A 16,523-nucleotide genomic window follows, 5' to 3' on the forward strand; every position below is an offset into this window, starting at 1 on the left:
TTGTAGCACTGCCGGCGATATTCGGTACGCCACGCGGTGGCGGGAAGGGGCCGCACCGCCTGCCGCACGTTCACGTGCCGGACCCGGCAGTGTCAGGCGTATTCATCCGCGGTGACCAGGCCGTCCCCATCGACGTCGTAGCGGTCGAAGACCTTCCGCGCCGCCGTCTCCACGATGTCCGCCATGTGCTCCGTCCTTCTGCGATCTTCGCTTACGGGCGCCCATGACTCCAAGATCGTCAGCGCGTACCTCTCAGCCCGTCGGGGGACCCCGTCCCGGCCACTTGTCGGCGGGCTGGGGGTGACTGGGCGGTGCCTTTGGCCGCGTCGAGCGCGTAGACGCAGCGGTCCTTGCTGCACGCGTACACCACGCCCCCGGCGGCCACCGGGGATCCGGTGATCTCGCCGCCGGTCGCCAGCTTCCAGCGCAGCTGTCCGCCCGCCGCGTCCACGGTGTAGAGGCAACTGTCGGCTGAGCCGAAGTGGACGCGGCCGTCCGCGACGACGGGCGAGCCGATGACCTCGCCGCCCGCCCTGAAGCGCCACTTGGGCGTGCCGGTGACGGCGTCGAGCGTGTAGAGCGCGGTGCCGCTGCCCAGATGGACCGAGCCGTCGGCCACCAGCACCGGCTCGATGGACTGCCGGGCCTCGGTGGCGATGCGCCAGCGGTCGCGGCCGTTGGCGGCGTCGATCGCGTAGACCGTGCCGAGGCAGTCGGCGATGTAGATACCGCCGCCGGTGACCGCGGGCCCCGGCGCGTACGCGGGGGCGCACAGGAAGACGGCGGGCGCCTCGAAACGCCACCGCACATCCCCGCGGGCGATGTCGAGCGCGAGCACCCGCGTCCCCGCCGAGACGTAGACCACCCCGTCGGGCGCCGCCAGCAGACGCAGCGGCACCCCGCCGCACGACGCCGCGTCGCCCACCGGGTACGACCAGCGCTCCGCGCCGGTGCGCGCCTCGAGGGCGCGCAGCCGCGCGTCCGCCCGCACATAGACCGTGCCGTCGTGGACGGCCGGGCCGGACTCGGGCGTCTCGAAGTCGGTCTGGAGCCCCTGCATCTCCCACAGCAGCTCACCGTTGGCCGCCTCCCACGCCTGGACGCCACCGCCGCGCGTACCGGTGACGACCGTGCCGCGGTCGACCTTCAGGGAGTAGACCCAGCCGTCGGTCGACAGCCGCCAGCGCTCGGCGCCGTCCTCCGCGTCCAGCGCGTACAGAGTCGGGCCGTCGGAGGCGTGGATACGGCCGTCCGCGACCGCCATGGCCCACGCCACGTTACGCGTCTTGAACTGCCGCCGCCCGGTGGCCACATCGAGCGCGTGTACCTCGAACGACGTGACGTAGAGCAGGTTCCCGGCGACCGTCGGCGTGCCCGAGATGTCGTCGGACATACGGAACCGCCACGGCCGTCGGCGGTCCTGGCCGCTTCCCGGCGACGTCCCGGCCTCCGCCATGTCTCCCGGGCCGAGGGTCGTCGGCGGAGGCACGGCCGCTGTCGCCGCATGGATCGGTCCGGCCAGCCGTTCGTCGGCTTGCAGGATGCGTTGCTGGAGTTCGGCGAGGTCCGGACCAGGATCGACGCCCAGTTCGTCCGCGAGAAGGAGCCGGAAGTGGGCGTACACCGCGAGGGCCTCGGCCTGACGCCCGCTGCGGTACAACGCGAGCATGAGCAGCTCGCACAACCGCTCGCGCAAGGGGTGTTCGGCAGTCAGCGCGATCAGTTCGGGGACTGCTTCGGCATGGCGTCCGACCTCCAGTTCCAGGCTGAGACGCTGCTCCAGGAGCTCTAGTCGCCACTCCTGGAGGCGTATGCGCTGGGCAGCGGCGTATGGACCGGGAACGCCGGCCAGCGGCTCGCCGTCCCACATGTCGAGGGCACGGCCGAGGAGGGCGATGGCGTGCGGCAGATTGTCCACTGCCTCGGCAGCCCGCGCCTCCTCCGCCAGCTCGCGTGCCACGGTGAGGTCCAGCTCATGCGGTTTGAGCCGTATCGTGTAGCCCTCTGTATCGCTTGTGGGAAAGTCTTGGAGGGCTTTGCGCAGCCGGGACGCGTACGTCCGAATCGCCGCGTGGGCGGCGTCGGGCGGCTCTGCGCCCCACAGGCCGTCGATCAACTCGGCGGCCGTCACCGAGCGGTCCTCATACAGCAGGAGGGCAGCGAGCACAGCCCGCTGTTGGGGCGAGCCGACACTGCGCTTGCGGCCGTCGTGCTGGGCCCGCACAGGCCCGAGCACGGTGAAATGCCAGCCTTTCGTCTCGCGCCATGCCAGCAATGTCCGTGGTGTCGGCCCTGACTGCTGCGCGGGCGGCGCGGAGAACCGTGGTGTGTCACCCTGGCCCAGCACGAACCGGTGTGCCGCGACGAGTTCGGGACCTGGATCGATCCCCAAGTCCTCGTTGAGCATGCGGCGTGTCTCGTCGTAGACGGCGAGTGCCTCCGCCGGCCGCCCGCTGTGGTGCAGGGCCAGCATGAGCAGAGCTCTGAGGCGCTCACGCAGTGGATGATCCGCGGAGAGGACGCCGAGTTCTTCGAGGACATCCGTGTGCCGCCCCCGTTCCAGCTCAACGGCGAACAGCCTTTCCTGGAGATTGAGCCGCCACTCCATGAATTGGGCGCGCTGTCCCTCCGCGAAGGGCCCCGGTACCCCGGCGAGTGGTTCGCCGCTGAAGTGCGAGAGGGCATCCGCTAGGTGGTCGCGTTCCGCGGTGAGGTCCCCGGCCTGCCGGGCGCGGGATGCCTCGCTTTCCAGCTGCTCGACGGTTGTCAGATCGAGATCGAGTTCGACGGGGTCGCCAGTGGGGTTCCGCAGCCGGTAGCCCTCGAACTCGTGGGATACGAATACGTCAGGGGCGAGCAACTCGCGCAGCTGCGCGATGTAGCCGCGCAGGGTCCGTGGCGCGGACATCGGAGGCTCGTCGCCCCACACACCGTCGATCAGCTCGGCAGCGGTGACAACTCGCCCGGTGCGCAGCAGCAAGGCGGCGAGCACCGCGCGCTGCCGCGAGGGGCCGGCGTCCGCCGCGGTGCTGCCGCGCCACGCCAGCTGTGGGCCGAGAATGGTGAATCGGAGCGGGGCCACGGGCGCGTATGGGGTCACCGTCTCCGCGCGGGGCTCGGCCGGGGGCGCGGAGCGTACCATGGGCGGAGCGGTCTCAGGGGTGGTCGCGGGCTCCTGGACGTGGTACAGCCGCTCCAGGACGGGACCCACCAGCATGGCGAACGCTGATGTCCCCTCCGAGATGGTGCTCTGGCCATGGGGGTCGGCGATCAGTGCCGCGAAGGCGGGGAGCCTGCCGACGTAAGGCTCCAAGGCACGTCCGACGGTCTCGGCGAGATCGATGCACTGTTCGGTGCTGAGACCGGCCGACAGCAGCTCCCTGACACCAGGCTTGAACTCATAACTGGATTCTTCCGCCCACAGGAGCCGCGACACCGGCGGTTGCCACTGTCGGCGCTCTTCCGCTTCCTCTTCCGAGCGCTCTTCTGATTCCTCTTCCGAGGGCATGACCAGACCGCCGAGCAGCAGCTCCGCTACATGGGCCGGTGTGCTCGCCGGCAGTGCGGCGGCCCGTACCAACTGCATGAGAGGCACGTTCAGCGGCCGGATCGCGGACAGGCGCACGGCGAGTTGATATGCCTCGGGTGAGAAGGAGCTGCGGAACCGCCGGATGAGCTGTTCGGCGGAGGCCCCGTCCGCGGGCTCCTCGTTCCCCCATCGGCCTCGCTCGTCGCTGGACTGCCCAGGCCACGCTGTCTCGATGAGCCGAGGCACACCGGGCGCGGCGACGAAGCGGGCCCATGTGGCCAGTGACGAGGCGGAGAGCGTCACCACCGGCAGCGCGGGCGGACCCACGGGCTCCACCGGGACATGGGACAGGGGATCCCGCGCCACCACATCTCCGTTCCCCGGGAATGGGCGAGCGGCCGTGAGCAGATAGGGCTCGGTGGCGAGGCCGGTGCCGCGCCACATGCGGCGGGGCAGGGGAGACAGCGCGACCACCGGTCCGGTCCGGGCCCACGCTGCGATGACGGTGCCGATCGCCGCGTTCCGCCAGGCCGCGTGCACACCGTCGCTGAACACGAAGACCACAGAGCGGTCTGAGTGTGGCGCGGCGACGGAAGGCTCCCGTCCCCCGGGCGTGAACCGGCGCACCCGAACGTTGCGGAAGACGCCGCTGCGCTCGAGAAGACGCTTCACTTCCCGCGCCGTCGCGCGCCAGACCCGCATGGACGGGCTGTCGTCCACGAGCAGTACGGCGGTGTACCGCAGTTCCTGGAGGGGGCGCGGCACCACGTCGAGGACCCCGGACTCCGCTGTCTGCCGTACCGTCGCCTCGATGTCGGTGACGACCCTGTACGGGTGGTCGCTGTGGCCGCGGAGCGGGCGGATCGCTCCTGCCAGGCTGTGCATGCCGGGCAGGGCTCGCGGGCCCGGGACGCGTACGGCGCGTGCGGGCGTGCCGGATGCGCTTTCGGCGCTCCCGGTGCCGAACACTTCCCGGCCGCCTGTGGCGTGGGGGCCGGCGGCCGTTTCGGAGGGGCACGCTGGCCGGGGCGACGCAGGTGGAAGACCCACGAGGTCGGCATCGGCTGCGGTGTGCGGCGCGGCTGGGGGCGGAGCCGCGGTGTGGGTGCCGTCGCCCAGGTCGTGCCCGGCTTTCATGGCCCGCGCCAGCCACAGGACGTCGAGGAGTTCGGTGGCTCCCACGTCATAGCCGACGCCGTCCAGGATGCGTCGCAGCCGTTCGATCATGTCGAGAGCGCTTCGTCCAAGCGGTGCATCACTGCGTTGACGAGCTCCTCGTGGCTCAGATCGGCGCCGGTGAGCCGCAGGTGGATGGCGGCGAGAAGCTGGTCCGTCGCGAGCGTCTGGGTGGCGGTGCGGTGGAGAAAGGTCTCGATGAGGTCATTGGCCTCCGAGAGGGCTGCCTCTCCGAAGTTGTGGCGGACGATGTCCCGAAGCTTGGACTCGTCCGGGTCCGGGAGGTCGAGCCGGACACAGCGACGCAGAAACGCGGGCGGGAAGTCCCGTTCCCCGTTGCTGGTCATGATCACTACCGGGAAGTGTTCGCAGGACACGACTCCCCGCTCGACGTGGGCGCGTTTCCTGCTGCCGGTGGTGAGCACGTCGGCCGATTGCTGGTGCTCGGGCAGCCGCGCCAGTTCGGGGATTTCGAACTCGCCCTCTTCCAGGACCACCAGCAGGTCGTTGGGCAGATCGATATTTGCTTTGTCCAGTTCGTCGACGAGCAGTACGCGCGGAGCGCCCGTGGCCGCGAGGGCGGTGCCCAGTGGGCCGAGCCGCAGGTAGTCGTCGATGTCGGATGCCCGGGAGCCGCGCTGCCGGAGCCTGTGCCGTGCGTGTCCGGCCCTCTCGCGCTCCCGGCGCAGTGACGCCTCGCGGAGTCTGCCCACCGCGTCGTACCGGTAGAGGGCGTCTGCCAGGGTGGAGCGGCTGTTGATCGGCCAGCGCAGCACCTCGCCGAGGCCGAGGTCCTCCGCCACGGCATGTGCCAGAGACGTCTTGCCCGTCCCGGGGCGTCCAGTGACGAGCAAGGGGCGGCGCAGGTGCAAGGCCGCGTTGACCACCGCCACCTGATCGCGGTTGAGCAGATACGTTCGCGGCCGGTCGGAGCGCCGGGACGTCGGCACGCGCCGCCAGGGCGGTGGAGCGGGCAGTTCGGCCGGGCCGCGGAACACCCACCATTCCGCGGGCCGATCGCCGTGGTCGTCCGGCGGTGCGGGCGGTTGCTGCGACACGGTCACGGTCTCCTCGGTGGTCCAGCGGTCACGGTTCTCGTCACGGTCGTGGTTCCGGTGTGTCGTGGTTCCGGTCAGGGTGGGTCAGCGTCCATGCGTCGGGAGCGAGCGGTGGGGGTCTGTGATCCGGCCCGTCGTGGAGGAGCGAGAGCTGTCGGCCGTGGTGAACGGGGGATTCCGGACACGCGAGCGCTTTGGCACGCTCCATGCGCACGGCTTCCGGAAGGCCGTGGTGGTCGACACCTTCGACGAGATTCACCAGCTCGGCCGCGATGTCCTCACCGTCGCCGTGGCGGTGCCAGAGCACCGTGTGCACTCCGGCCTGGATGCATTGCTGGAGGAGGGAACTCTGACGCTGCCGGTCGCAGCACACGATCACGACTCCGGCGTCCGGATTGATCTCCAGTACCGCCTGGGCGACCGCCGGGTCCGCGCTCCGCCCGTCGAGCACCAGGTGGCGTGAGGCGGCGAGCGCCTTCGTGCGCCGCTTCCAGCCGGCGTATGTCTCGCGCGTCCGTTGCGAACTGCGCAGCACGACCCGGCGCGTGATCCCTGGCAGGAAGGCTCCGTCGGGACCGTTTTCGCCGCACTGCCAGGTGTCCACTTCCAGCCGCAGCCACGCCGACGCCACGAAGTACTCCACCAGCGCTGTCTCCGGGTGCTCTTCCACCTCGGTGCGCAGCACATGCCGGATGGACTCCACCACGTGATGGCTGGAGACCTCGGTGTCCTGGGTGAGGACGACGTCGTGTCTGCCCCCGTCGGTCCAGACCCAGATCTGATAGGTGAACCGGTTACCCGGAGCCACCGGAAGAAGCTCAATCTGAACCCGGGGTGCGTGTGGCCCGTGGCCCGCGTCGGCGCGATGGGGCAGCCGTGCCTCGGCGGCTACGTCCGCGCGGAACTGCTCGACCCCCGCGAGCGGGATCCCGAAACGGGCGGCGGCCATGTCCACCCAGGCGTCCAGGTCGTCCGAGGGGTGGGCCCCGCTTTCGCGCTCCTCCAGGCTGACGCGGACGGCACCCTGCAGCAGGGGCGGCATCGGTTGTCCGGCGGGCGCTTCGTATCCCTCGAGGACTTCCATCGCGTGTGCGGGTGAGGACACTGCCGGAAGCCCGTCGGCGTATGGCAGAACCTTTCGCAGCAGAGAGGTGGGGTCGGTCGTGCGGCAGTGAGCGAGCAGTCCGGTGAGATCGCGCTGCTGACGGAGGGTGAGTATTTCGCGGGGGCTCACCACCCGGGCCACCCGGAGCAGATGTGCCCAGCCCGGCGTTCCATACGGGTCGGGGGAGGGGGCGCGTCCGGAAAGGTGGGTGCGGACGACGTCCAGCAGCTCCGGGATGCCGCGCCGTACACCCATGGCCAAGCCGACGAGGCGGGCCGGGTCCGTGACCGCGATGTCACCGGTTGCCCGGCCCAGGCGCGTCGACAGCCATCGAGTGCACTCCGCCAGCGACTGAGGGTTGGGAAGCAACTGCTCCAGCGCGGCGAGCAATTGCTGTCGTCCGCGCGCCGCCATCGGAACCGCGACCGGCGGAAGCTCGGGGAGCTCCGACTCGATGGTGGGCAATCCGATGGCGTACATCGCCTGGAGAACCGCCGACGTGTTCAGGTGGCCATCGTGGTCCGCCCGCGTCGCGCCCGTCGTGCGGGCGTTGCCAACCCCGTGCTCGGCGACCACCACACCCACCACGGCCTGGCGTTCCCGATCCCATAGCGGGCTTCCGCTGAATCCCTTCGCGACCCGGCCTCCGACGACATCCAGGGCGATCCATTGCCCGGAGGAAACGCGGGGCACCGCGCGCACGGTGGGCAATTCATGACCGCTGGTCCAGAGCGCCACGACCTCGCCGCCGTCCCGGTGGGCGAGAAAGGGGGCGGGCTCCGCGCCCGAGGGCGCGGGTATGTCGAGTTCCAGCACTGCCAGATCGCCGTAGTAGGGGAGCATGTCCGGTGCGGGCGGCTGGGCCGGCCCGCTCCGCCTGGCCCTCGGCGGCCGCCACATCTCCGGGACGACGCGACCATGGAACTCCTGTCCGGCCGACACATGCGGCATGCGCAGTCTGACCACCTGGTTCCGGTCGGGCACTGCCTGTGTGAAACGATCTCGGCCCAGTGCGCTGTTGACCACATGCGCACAGGTGAGTACCAGATTCTGGGTGATGAGGACGCCGGCGCCGACGGGCTGAACCTGGCTTCGCACCGATACGAAAGCCTGGTGCAACGCCGCGTCGGATGGTGCCCCGCTCACGCTCGGCCTCCGCCCGTCACGACGTCACGGAACTCGATGCTCCGGTGGAGGAACCGCCGGACTGCGAGGGGGGAGCGGCAGTCGGCTGCTCGGAGAGGTTCCACGTGGCGCTCACCGTGAAGCTCGTCTCGCCTTTGCCCGAGAAGACGCCCAGGCTCAGGTCGCTGCCCAGCGTGGCGCCGAATTCCACGGTGACCTCGTCAGGGCGCACGGGGAACTGGGAGAAGGATTGGTGGATACTGCTGAGGACACCGCCCAGCGGGTTCAAAGCCTGGGTCAGAGCCTCGCCCCCGCGGGTGAGTGCCTGCGCGGCGCGGCTGCCGACGCTCACTGGCTGGGCGCTGCCGAAATCCTCCGGCAGTTCCAGATCAGAGGGCTCGCCTGTCCTGCTCCCGTGCTGCGAACCATCCGCCGGGACCTGAGTGGAACCGGTCCTGGGCGCGAGATGAAGGCGCACGGTGGAGCCGTCGTCGAAAGTCAGATGCACGTCCCCCATGCGGGAGATTTTGCCACGGCGGGCAGCTGCCGTCGCGCGATTGCGCAGATCCAGTGGGCGCGGGGCTGAGCGCCTGGGCCGAAAAGACTCCGTTCCGGGGCCTGTCGTGGGGCTGCTGCCGTAGGAATTCGCGGTAGTACGGCTATCGCTAAACGGTATCGCGCCCTGGAAGGCCGGGGACGTTGGGATGCGCTGCGGGCGGCGGGGCCGCGTACCGGTGTCGTGGGCGGGCCGATGGGGTGAGGTCGGTGACCTGGTTCGCCGATGAGCTGGAAAGAACGGCGAAGGAAGGACCCCTCCGGCATACTTGCGAGCGCGGACCACCCTGCTCGCCAGTGACGGCCATGTGGCAGAGCGGGTGCAGATGACGCTGATGTGTGTTCGGGATGACGCGCAGGACGTGCAGCGGGTCCCCGGTGTCCGTCACCCGGGGAAGGGCCGATGTGCCGTTGGTCCACACGCAGATTGCTTGGAAGACGGCATCGAAGCTGTCGGCGAAGCAGGCGCTGCGATCGCGGATGACGACCTGGCCGACTTGGCATGGTCGCCGAAGTCCATGAGGTAGTGGCCTGCCTGCAGCGGGTGTGGTGGAGAGAGTTTGGGTCTGTGCTGGGCGTGGCTTCGGGCGTATGCTGTACATATGCGACGCCCGGTCACGATGCCAGCTTCCAGGCAACTCGGGACGCAGAAGCCGAAAAGGGTGGACTCCTTTACTCGGCTGATTGTGCGTCAGCACGACCTGGGAGAACGGACCGGAGCACGCCGCTCGGATTCGACGCAACTGGGGGTCAAGGGGTCGCAGGTTCAAATCCTGTCGTCCCGACCAGCGTTTTCGCAGGTCGGAGGCCGTTTCTGCGGGTAGCGGAGGCGGCCTTAACCATTTCCGGGCTGGGAGCAAGTGGGAGCGCTCTGGGAGCCCTCGTGGTCCCAACTCGCAGACGTGTCAACGCCGCCCGGTTTGTCCGTCACCCAATCCGGTAGACGTGCGGTGCCGTACCGCGCCCCTGTGCGCCGTCGTCAACCGCGGGCCCGCGAGGTCACCCCATCGATTCGGATGCTCTGTGCATCGAGAGGCATAAGGACCCTTGTCGGCTCCCGACCCGCTTTCGAGGTGGGAGCACGGAGGCGCGCTCCCCATGCGACAGGGGGAACTGGAGCTACCGACGATCTCGCTGGCTGGTTTCCGCAGGCAGGCTGTGTGCGGGCAACCTGGTCGTCGTGGGCGGCCTGCGCCAAGCGGCGGTAAAGCCTGTGGGTGCCGATTATTACATCCGAGCTGGTCAGGCGGCATGTTCATAGGTGTGGAGAGTGCCGCCGAGTTGGTCCTTCCGCCGGATATCGAGGCGGTTGAGCTGTTCGGGATTGGTGAGGGGACGGGGGAGTGGGCGCAGGGGTGCTGCGGCGCGGAGGGTGCGGTGGGGTCGGTGCTGGTTGTAGAAGGTTTCGTATTCGCGGAGTGCGTGCAGGAGGTGCGCTTGGTTCCAGATGAGGGTGCGGTCGAGTAGTTCGGTTCTGCAGGAGCGGATCCAGCGTTCCATTACTGCGTTCATGCGGGGTACGCGGATACCGGTCTTGATGATGGCGACGCCTTCGTCCTCGAGTACGGCGTCGAAGGCATCCGTGTATCTGCGGTCGCGGTCACGGATCAGATACTTCACCGTCGCGCCGGCCCCGTGGAGGTCCATGGCGAGGTTCCGGGCAAGTTGGGTGGTCCACGCTGCGGTGGGGTGGGCGGTTGCGCCGAGAACGCGTATACGCCGCGTGGCGTGCTCGATGGCGGCGAAGACGTACAGGCGTGCTCCGGTCAGCGTCCGGGTTTCGAAGAAGTCGGCGGCAAGAATTGCGTGTGCTTGGCCGCGGAGGAAGGTGGTCCAGGTCTGGCGGTCGCGCTGGGGTGCGGGATCGATGCCGTTGTGCTGGAGGATCTCCCATACCGTGGAGGGGGCTACCTTGATCTCGAGGGTGGCGAGTTCGCCGTGGATTCTTCTCTATCCCCAGCTCGGGTTTTCTCGGACCATGCGCAGGATGAGGGTTTGGATGCTGCGGTGGGTGGGTGGTCGTCCTGGCCGTTTGCGGCGGGAGGCGTTGGCGTGGCGGCGGTGTAGGAGGTCGCGGTGCCAGCGGAGGACCGTGTCGGGGGAGACGATCAGATGAAGTCGCCGGAGTGTGGTGCGGGGGAGCCGGTGCAGCAGGGCGGCGAGGAATATGCGGTCGGGCGGAGTGAGCCGGGGTTTGGCGACCTGGCGTTGAAGGACGGCCAGTTGTGGCGCAGGGTGAGAATCTCGACGTTCTTGTCGGTGTCGCTCATCGGCAGCAGCCGCAGGAGAGCGAACACGTTGGTAAGCGTGAGGTAGAGGAGTCGCAGCAGCACGATGGATCATCCTGGCGTACCAGCCCGGTGACTCTCAGCCGCATCCTTAATCCTGCAGGTCACAGCCTACGGATGAGGTTTTCGGCACCCACAGCGACGCTGATCGATCCGATCCACATGCTGACCGAGTGGGCGAGGGCGAACGGCGACGCAGTGCTCGATGCGCTCGACGCCGATCCCGAACCGGTTACCCACAGCGACTGAGACCCCCGCTAGGGCACTGAGTATCCTCTCGGCCGCTACTCGGTATCGGCCCGGCCGCGCTCGGTCTACAGGCTCTCGACGCGTTGGACGATCTGCTACATCGGGGTGGTGGTCCTGGCCACGACCACGAGCGTCTCACCGGCCTCACCCCAAGTGCGGTGCACGAGGTCAAGCGCGTGGTCCACGGCGGACGCGACATCCCCGTCGGCGGGGGCCGGTCGTAGGTGCAGCCGAACCCGGCATCCCGTCGAAGCCAGACCTGCCCGATGATCTACGCCATGGTCATCGGCCGATGACCGGCACGAGTACCCAACTCGCCTTTCACACCAGGCCCGTGACCTGCGACTTCACGATGCACACCGCTGATTGGGAAGTCCGGCACGCCCCATGCCACATCAACGACCCAGACACGAGGCAGTCACGTGATCGACCGGACAAGGACTAGTACTGCAACGGTGCTTGTCGTGACTGGTGGGCAGGTCAGGGGCTGTGTCCGCGTCGTTTGTAGTGGCTGGTGCGGGCCTGGTGTTGTCGTCGTCGGCGCCAGGTCGACCAGTGCAGGATGTGCTCGACGGGTGTGGGTCGGCGGTCGGTGAGTCGGGTGATCAGCCGTCGTATCTCGGCGAGGCTGAGGTGGATGAGCTGGGAGGATCCGTTTCTGCTTTCCCGGCATCCAGCTCACGGGCTCGCAGGACGCTCAGGCAGGCATGGGCGGCCATGGCGAGGGTCATGTGGCGGTGCCACCCGGGATAGCGACGCACCTGGTAGTCGTCCAGGCCGCACTCCTGCTTCGCGCTCTGGAAGCATTCCTCGATGGCCCACCGGCTGCCCGCAATGCGGATCAGATCATCGAGCGTGGTCTCGGTGGGGCAGTAGGCGATGTAGTAGGAGATCTCTTGCGGGCGGGCAACGCTGCGGCGGGCGACCACCCAGTGGCGGCGGTCGGGCCGGTGCCAGGGCCGCACCTCGACACGGGCCCAGTCGTAGATCCGCAGGCCGTGGGCCCCGGTGCCGCAGGAACGGCGCTTCCATTTCTGCCGGGCAAGACCGGGAAACAGGTCGTGGACGGGATGGTCGATCGCCCAGCGGGTGACCACGGTGTCGTGCCGGGTGGTGGCCATGACGTGGAAGACGTCCGCCCGCTCCAGCTCCGACCGCCAGCCTTTGCTGAACCCGTAAGCGGCATCCGCGGTCACCCAGCGAAACGGGATCTTGTCCGCGAGCGCGCGGCGGACCATCGCCTTGGCCATGGCCACCTTGGTCTCGAAGGCGACCTCGTCCTCGATGCCGGCCCGGCGGCACCTTTCGCGGTCGTCGGTCCAGGAGGCGGGCAGATACAGACGCCGGTCGATCAGCGTCCGCCCACGGTCGGTGGCATAGGCGAGGAAGACGCCGACCTGGCAATTTTCCGTGCGCCCGGCGGTGCCGGAGTACTGCCGCTGCACCCCGGCCGACCGCGTCCCCTTCTTCAAGAAGCCCGTGTCGTCCACGACCAGGACGGCATCGGGGTCGCCGAGGTTGTCGACCACGTACTGACGCACGTCGTCGAGCACCTCGTCGGCGTCCCACTCGATCCGGTTCAGCATCCGGTGGATACGGTCCGGGCCCGTATGGCCGGCTTCTTCCGCCAGCGTCCAGCCGTTCTTCCGTTGCAGCGGAGCGATCAGGCCCCGCATATAAGCAAGTGCCGACTCCCGGGGCTCCGATCTGCTGAAACGGTGCACGAATCGCTCGTGCACAGCGTCCAGTTCAGCCGCCCACAACCTGACATCAGCGAGGTCCCCACCCATAACCACACCAACGACCGACCTGGTCAGCAGTCACGGCAAGCACCGTTGCAGTACTAGGTCAAGACACTGCACGGCCGCCAGCGGCATGACCAACTCGTGGCCCTGCGCTCGTTGTTCGCCTGGGCCAAGCGGAATGGGTGATCTTCCGCGACCCGACCAGCCGGATCAAGGTCGGACAGTACTAATACTCCGTGCCGCAACCACTGGTCCCCGACCAGGTCGACCGCTCCGTTGACGTGGCCACCACCCCGGCGACGCGGCTCGTCCTCGCCTTCGCGGCGGTCCATGCCGCCCGGGTCGCTCAGCTCCCCGCTCAAGCACAAGAACCTCAACTCCCTGGGCCGCTACAGCTTCACGGCCTCCCAGCCGGTTAAGGGGCTGCGGCCCTTGCGCGACCCGGACGCCGTCGACCTCGACGATGACGACGACGGTCAGGAGGAGTGAGCACCGCATCCGTCGTTCGGGGCGGGTCGTTGTACGCCGGGAAGACCACCGCCGACCGGCGGCTACGGCTGGGCCGCGGATACCGCTGTTGGCGATTCCCCGAGTCAACACAGAGGTGCGGCTCGTCCGGTGCGGCACGCGCCAACGCAGGTTCGAGTCAGCCGATGGAGGAGATGCCGCCCTCGCGGGCGTCGAGCAGCTCGTCCCAGTGCTCGGTCGCCCATCGGCACGCGGCGGCCAGCGGCTCCAGCGTGCTGCGGCCCAGCGGTGTCAGCGCGTATTCCACCCGCAGTTTCGGGTCGGCGTGCACCGTGCGTGACACGAACCCGTTCCGCTCCAAGCCGCGGAGCGACTGGGTGAGCGCCTTCGGGGTGACGCGGCCCAGTGGCACGCGGAGTTCGGAGTATCTGCGCGGGCCGTCTTCCAGGCAGCGGAGGACCAGGGGTGCCCATTTGTCACCGAAGCGGAAGGGCAGCAGCGAGGACGGGCACAGCTCGTCGAACAAGTCGGGTGGCAGCGGTGGCCGTTGCGTCATCGAGGGTCTCCCGTCTCCGGTCTTGGTATCCAGATGGTGACCGACCTTCTGGATATCTTCTGGAGCATCGACTCAACGGGAGATATTCCGACGACGGGCAGGATCGTGGTTTTCGGGGCGGGTGGCCGCCTGCCTGCTCGACAATCTCACCGATCCGCACCCGGCCTCCTCTGGCCGGAAGGCAGCCGGCGTGCCGATTTGCACCTCATCAGAGTAACGGGCGTCGAATGAACACCATCATTTCGACCTATAAAGGTAAGGCAGGATATTATGCGTGCAGCCCGCTTCCATGAATACGGCGGAGCGGAGAGCCTGGTGATCGAGCAGGCCCCCGACCCCCACCCCGGACTTGGTGAGATCCGTGTCCGCGTCGCGGCGGCCAGCGTCAATCCCATCGACTGGAAGCTGCGCGCCGGCGCCCTGCACCAGCTGATTCCCCTGGAGCTGCCCGCCATTCCCGGGCGCGACGCCGCCGGCGTGGTCGACGAAGTCGGTGACGGAGTACAGGGGGTGAGCATCGGCGACCGCGTCTTCGGGCTGGGCGGTGTCACCGGCTCAACCGCAGAGCTGGTCATCCTCTCGGCCTGGGCCCACGCCCCCGCCACGTGGAACGATGAGCAGGCTGCGGGCGTCGGACTCGCGTCCGTGACCGCGATGCGTGGCCTGAACGCGCTCGGCTCCCTCGCGGGGCGCACCCTTCTCGTCGAGGGCGCCGCCGGAGGCGTGGGCAGCGCGGCAGTCGAGATCGCTGTGGCACAAGGCGCCACCGTGATCGGGACAGCCAGCGAACGCAACCACGAGTTCCTCACCTCTCTCGGCGCCGTTCCCACCACCTACGGCCCCGGCCTCGCGCAGCGCCTCTCCGCTCTCGCTCCGCACGGCGTCGACATCGCGCTCGATACCGCGGCCTCCGGATCCCTGGTCGACCTCGTCACTATCACGGGCGACCCGACGCGCGTCGCGACGGTCGCCGACCACGCAGGCGGACAGCGTCTGGGCACACATGTGGTCAACGCGGAGAACGACTCCACCCTCCTGTCCGCGGCCGCGGAACTGGGTCGGCAAGGCCGCTACACACCCCGTATCGAACAGACCTACCCCCTGGAGCGGATCGTCGACGCCCACGCGCACGCCGAGCGCGGACGCACACGCGGAAAGATCGTGATCCGCATCTGAAGCAGGGGCATGGCACAGATGCGCCAACCCGCCAAGCGACGATCTTGGCGGGCTGGCGCTGACTGCTCGGCGCTGGACGTCTGCCACTGACGGATGCGCGGGTCCGACTGGAACGCGACACGGGATGCCCCGGATCAGCAGTCGAGGCCGGGCCCGAAAGCGTCGGCAAACGACGGCGAACTCAAGCGGTCAGCGCATCACCGCTGTTCAGGGGGCCAGCGTAGACCTCTGCCGGAGAGCGATAGTCATGGGTCTTACGCGGGCGATGGTTGAGTTCGTGGGCGATCGCGTCCAGGTCGGCCTGGCTGAACGTGCGGAGGTCCGCGCCCTTGGGTGCCTCTGTGTTTGTCAAGCGGCCTGGTGCGATCGCGTAGGCTCGGGTTTGGCGGGCCCGGGAAGTGACTTGTCCGAAGAGCCGGCTGTCGGGGTTGGGCCGGCCGCGCTGGATGCTGTAGTCGCCCCCAGTTGTCCTCCTGGGCCCGTCGTCCTGGTGCGTCGGCGTTCGTCGCCGATCATCGTGCGCCAGACGTGATCAGCGAGGCGACGTTTCAGGCAACGTTGTGCTTCCCGGGGCGTCTTTCCTTCCGCGAGTTTGGCCTGGTAGTAAATGTGGCCCCGGGTTCCCGGCATGCGGATCTGCGTGATGGCGACGGTGTGAAGTGCCGCGTTGAGCTGGCGGTCGCCGCGCCTGGACAGGCGATGGCGTGCCCGGTCGGCGCTGGCGATCTCGATGGGAGCCGTGCCGGCGTACTGGGCGAAGGCGCTGGCAGTCGCGAAGCGGGTGGGGTTCCCGGTCCGGCCCAGGAGGCGGGCGGCGGTCACGGCTCCGATGCCAGGAGTATCAGTCAGCCGGCTTTCGGACTCTGCGACCAGCGCGGCCATGGCTTTGGTGTTGTCCTTCAGCTTCACATCCCAAGTCCGGATCTCGGCGATCAGGTCAGCGGCGAGGGTGTGGCGGGTGAGCTCGGCCGAACCCGCGGGGACCACCGTGTCCAGCAGCTGTTCGGCCTTGGCCGCGGACAGATCGCGCGGCGCCCCGCCGGGCAGGAGTGCCCGCAGCAGCGCGTGGAGCTGGTTCACCGCGCGGACGGTCTGATCTGGAAGAACGCCGGACGCGAGAAGCGGAGCCCCGGTAGAACTGGCTGGTCCGCCAAGACAAGCCGTTCACAGCACCGGAGGCTCCGCTGTCAGGTCAGTGTGTCATCCCCCGCAAGCTCGCGGTAGCTGACGGTGTTTTCGCTCCGGGGCATCTGGGCGAGTTGACGCAGATCGTGCCGTTCGAGATGGTCGACGAGGTCGTCGCCGAGTGCGGCGCCACCCAGCAGCGGTTGCGGAAACTGCCCGCCCGGGTGGTGGTCTACCTGCTGCTGGCCGCCGCACTGTTCGAGGAGTGCGGCTACCCGGCCGTGTGGTCCAAGCTCACCGGTGCGCTGGGCAGCCTGCCTCTACCGAAGATCACCGCGACCGGACTGTGACACGCCCGGTGCCGGCTG

At 68.7% G+C, this 16,523-nt stretch carries 10 protein-coding genes and 4 pseudogenes; 4 read left to right on the top strand and 10 right to left on the bottom strand.

Annotation, left to right across the window (positions count from 1 at the left end):
• Positions 1 to 98: 98 nt before the first annotated feature.
• The 6 genes and pseudogenes from KHP12_RS39715 to KHP12_RS39750 form a co-directional block, all read right to left on the bottom strand.
• Positions 99 to 185, bottom strand: a pseudogene (locus KHP12_RS39715) (EF-hand domain-containing protein); the annotation flags it as partial.
• Positions 186 to 238: 53 nt separating this feature from the next.
• A complete protein-coding gene (locus KHP12_RS52555) occupies positions 239 to 4,756 on the bottom strand; it encodes an SAV_2336 N-terminal domain-related protein (RefSeq protein WP_281429937.1) in 4,518 nt (1,505 codons plus the stop codon).
• Positions 4,753 to 5,763, bottom strand: a complete 1,011-nt coding sequence (locus KHP12_RS39735; RefSeq protein WP_086882723.1) for an AAA family ATPase — start codon at positions 5,761 to 5,763, stop codon at positions 4,753 to 4,755. Before KHP12_RS39735 ends, KHP12_RS52555 begins: the two co-directional genes overlap by 4 nt.
• 40 nt (positions 5,764 to 5,803) lie before the next feature.
• Positions 5,804 to 8,014 carry a VMAP-C domain-containing protein gene (locus KHP12_RS39740; protein ID WP_086882721.1) on the bottom strand — a complete coding sequence of 737 codons (2,211 nt, stop codon included), beginning with the start codon at positions 8,012 to 8,014 and terminating at the stop codon, positions 5,804 to 5,806.
• A 16-nt stretch (positions 8,015 to 8,030) separates the two neighbouring features.
• Positions 8,031 to 8,510, bottom strand: coding sequence for a CU044_2847 family protein (locus tag KHP12_RS39745; RefSeq protein ID WP_086882722.1), 480 nt, complete (start codon positions 8,508 to 8,510; stop codon positions 8,031 to 8,033).
• A gap of 1,280 nt (positions 8,511 to 9,790) precedes the next feature.
• A pseudogene (locus KHP12_RS39750) lies at positions 9,791 to 10,881 on the bottom strand (integrase core domain-containing protein).
• A gap of 93 nt (positions 10,882 to 10,974) precedes the next feature.
• On the opposite strand from KHP12_RS39750, the pseudogene KHP12_RS39755 reads away from it, so the two are divergent.
• A pseudogene (locus tag KHP12_RS39755) lies at positions 10,975 to 11,085 on the top strand (winged helix-turn-helix transcriptional regulator); the annotation flags it as partial.
• A gap of 605 nt (positions 11,086 to 11,690) precedes the next feature.
• On the opposite strand, the gene KHP12_RS39760 reads toward KHP12_RS39755, so the two are convergent.
• Entirely contained in the window at positions 11,691 to 12,875 is a 1,185-nt protein-coding gene (locus tag KHP12_RS39760; protein WP_210609097.1) for an IS701 family transposase, read from the bottom strand.
• A gap of 285 nt (positions 12,876 to 13,160) precedes the next feature.
• On the opposite strand from KHP12_RS39760, the gene KHP12_RS39765 reads away from it, so the two are divergent.
• Complete coding sequence (locus KHP12_RS39765) at positions 13,161 to 13,319, top strand: hypothetical protein (protein ID WP_167442496.1); 159 nt, start codon at positions 13,161 to 13,163, stop codon at positions 13,317 to 13,319.
• Positions 13,320 to 13,476: 157 nt separating this feature from the next.
• Here the strand turns inward: KHP12_RS39765 and KHP12_RS39770 are convergent, their stop codons facing one another.
• Positions 13,477 to 13,854: a winged helix-turn-helix transcriptional regulator gene (locus KHP12_RS39770; protein ID WP_086881851.1), complete on the bottom strand. Its 378-nt coding sequence runs from the start codon at positions 13,852 to 13,854 to the stop codon at positions 13,477 to 13,479.
• Positions 13,855 to 14,124: 270 nt separating this feature from the next.
• Here KHP12_RS39770 and KHP12_RS39775 point away from each other — a divergent pair, with 270 nt between their 5' ends.
• Complete coding sequence (locus KHP12_RS39775) at positions 14,125 to 15,030, top strand: NADP-dependent oxidoreductase (RefSeq protein ID WP_086881850.1); 906 nt, start codon at positions 14,125 to 14,127, stop codon at positions 15,028 to 15,030.
• 181 nt (positions 15,031 to 15,211) lie between these two features.
• Here the strand turns inward: KHP12_RS39775 and KHP12_RS53860 are convergent.
• Positions 15,212 to 15,367, bottom strand: a pseudogene (locus tag KHP12_RS53860) (IS30 family transposase); the annotation flags it as partial.
• A gap of 11 nt (positions 15,368 to 15,378) precedes the next feature.
• On the bottom strand, positions 15,379 to 16,110 hold the full coding sequence (locus KHP12_RS39780; protein WP_244202794.1) for a transposase: 732 nt from the start codon (positions 16,108 to 16,110) through the stop codon (positions 15,379 to 15,381).
• Positions 16,111 to 16,280: 170 nt separating this feature from the next.
• Here KHP12_RS39780 and KHP12_RS39785 point away from each other — a divergent pair, with 170 nt between their 5' ends.
• Entirely contained in the window at positions 16,281 to 16,505 is a 225-nt protein-coding gene (locus KHP12_RS39785; protein WP_276328636.1) for a transposase domain-containing protein, read from the top strand.
• Positions 16,506 to 16,523 lie beyond the last annotated feature (18 nt).

The organism is Streptomyces asiaticus, assembly GCF_018138715.1.
Lineage (GTDB): Bacteria > Actinomycetota > Actinomycetes > Streptomycetales > Streptomycetaceae > Streptomyces > Streptomyces asiaticus.

What these genes read in the sequence shown, in the direction of transcription:
- KHP12_RS39760 (WP_210609097.1), bottom strand. Translation starts at nt 12,875, where the DNA reads ATGGGTGGGGACCTCGCTGATGTCAGGTTGTGGGCGGCTGAACTGGAC.
- KHP12_RS39765 (WP_167442496.1), top strand. Translation starts at nt 13,161, where the DNA reads ATGCCGCCCGGGTCGCTCAGCTCCCCGCTCAAGCACAAGAACCTCAAC.
- KHP12_RS52555 (WP_281429937.1), bottom strand. Translation starts at nt 4,756, where the DNA reads ATGATCGAACGGCTGCGACGCATCCTGGACGGCGTCGGCTATGACGTG.
- KHP12_RS39770 (WP_086881851.1), bottom strand. Translation starts at nt 13,854, where the DNA reads ATGACGCAACGGCCACCGCTGCCACCCGACTTGTTCGACGAGCTGTGC.
- KHP12_RS39775 (WP_086881850.1), top strand. Translation starts at nt 14,125, where the DNA reads ATGCGTGCAGCCCGCTTCCATGAATACGGCGGAGCGGAGAGCCTGGTG.
- KHP12_RS39745 (WP_086882722.1), bottom strand. Translation starts at nt 8,510, where the DNA reads ATGGGGGACGTGCATCTGACTTTCGACGACGGCTCCACCGTGCGCCTT.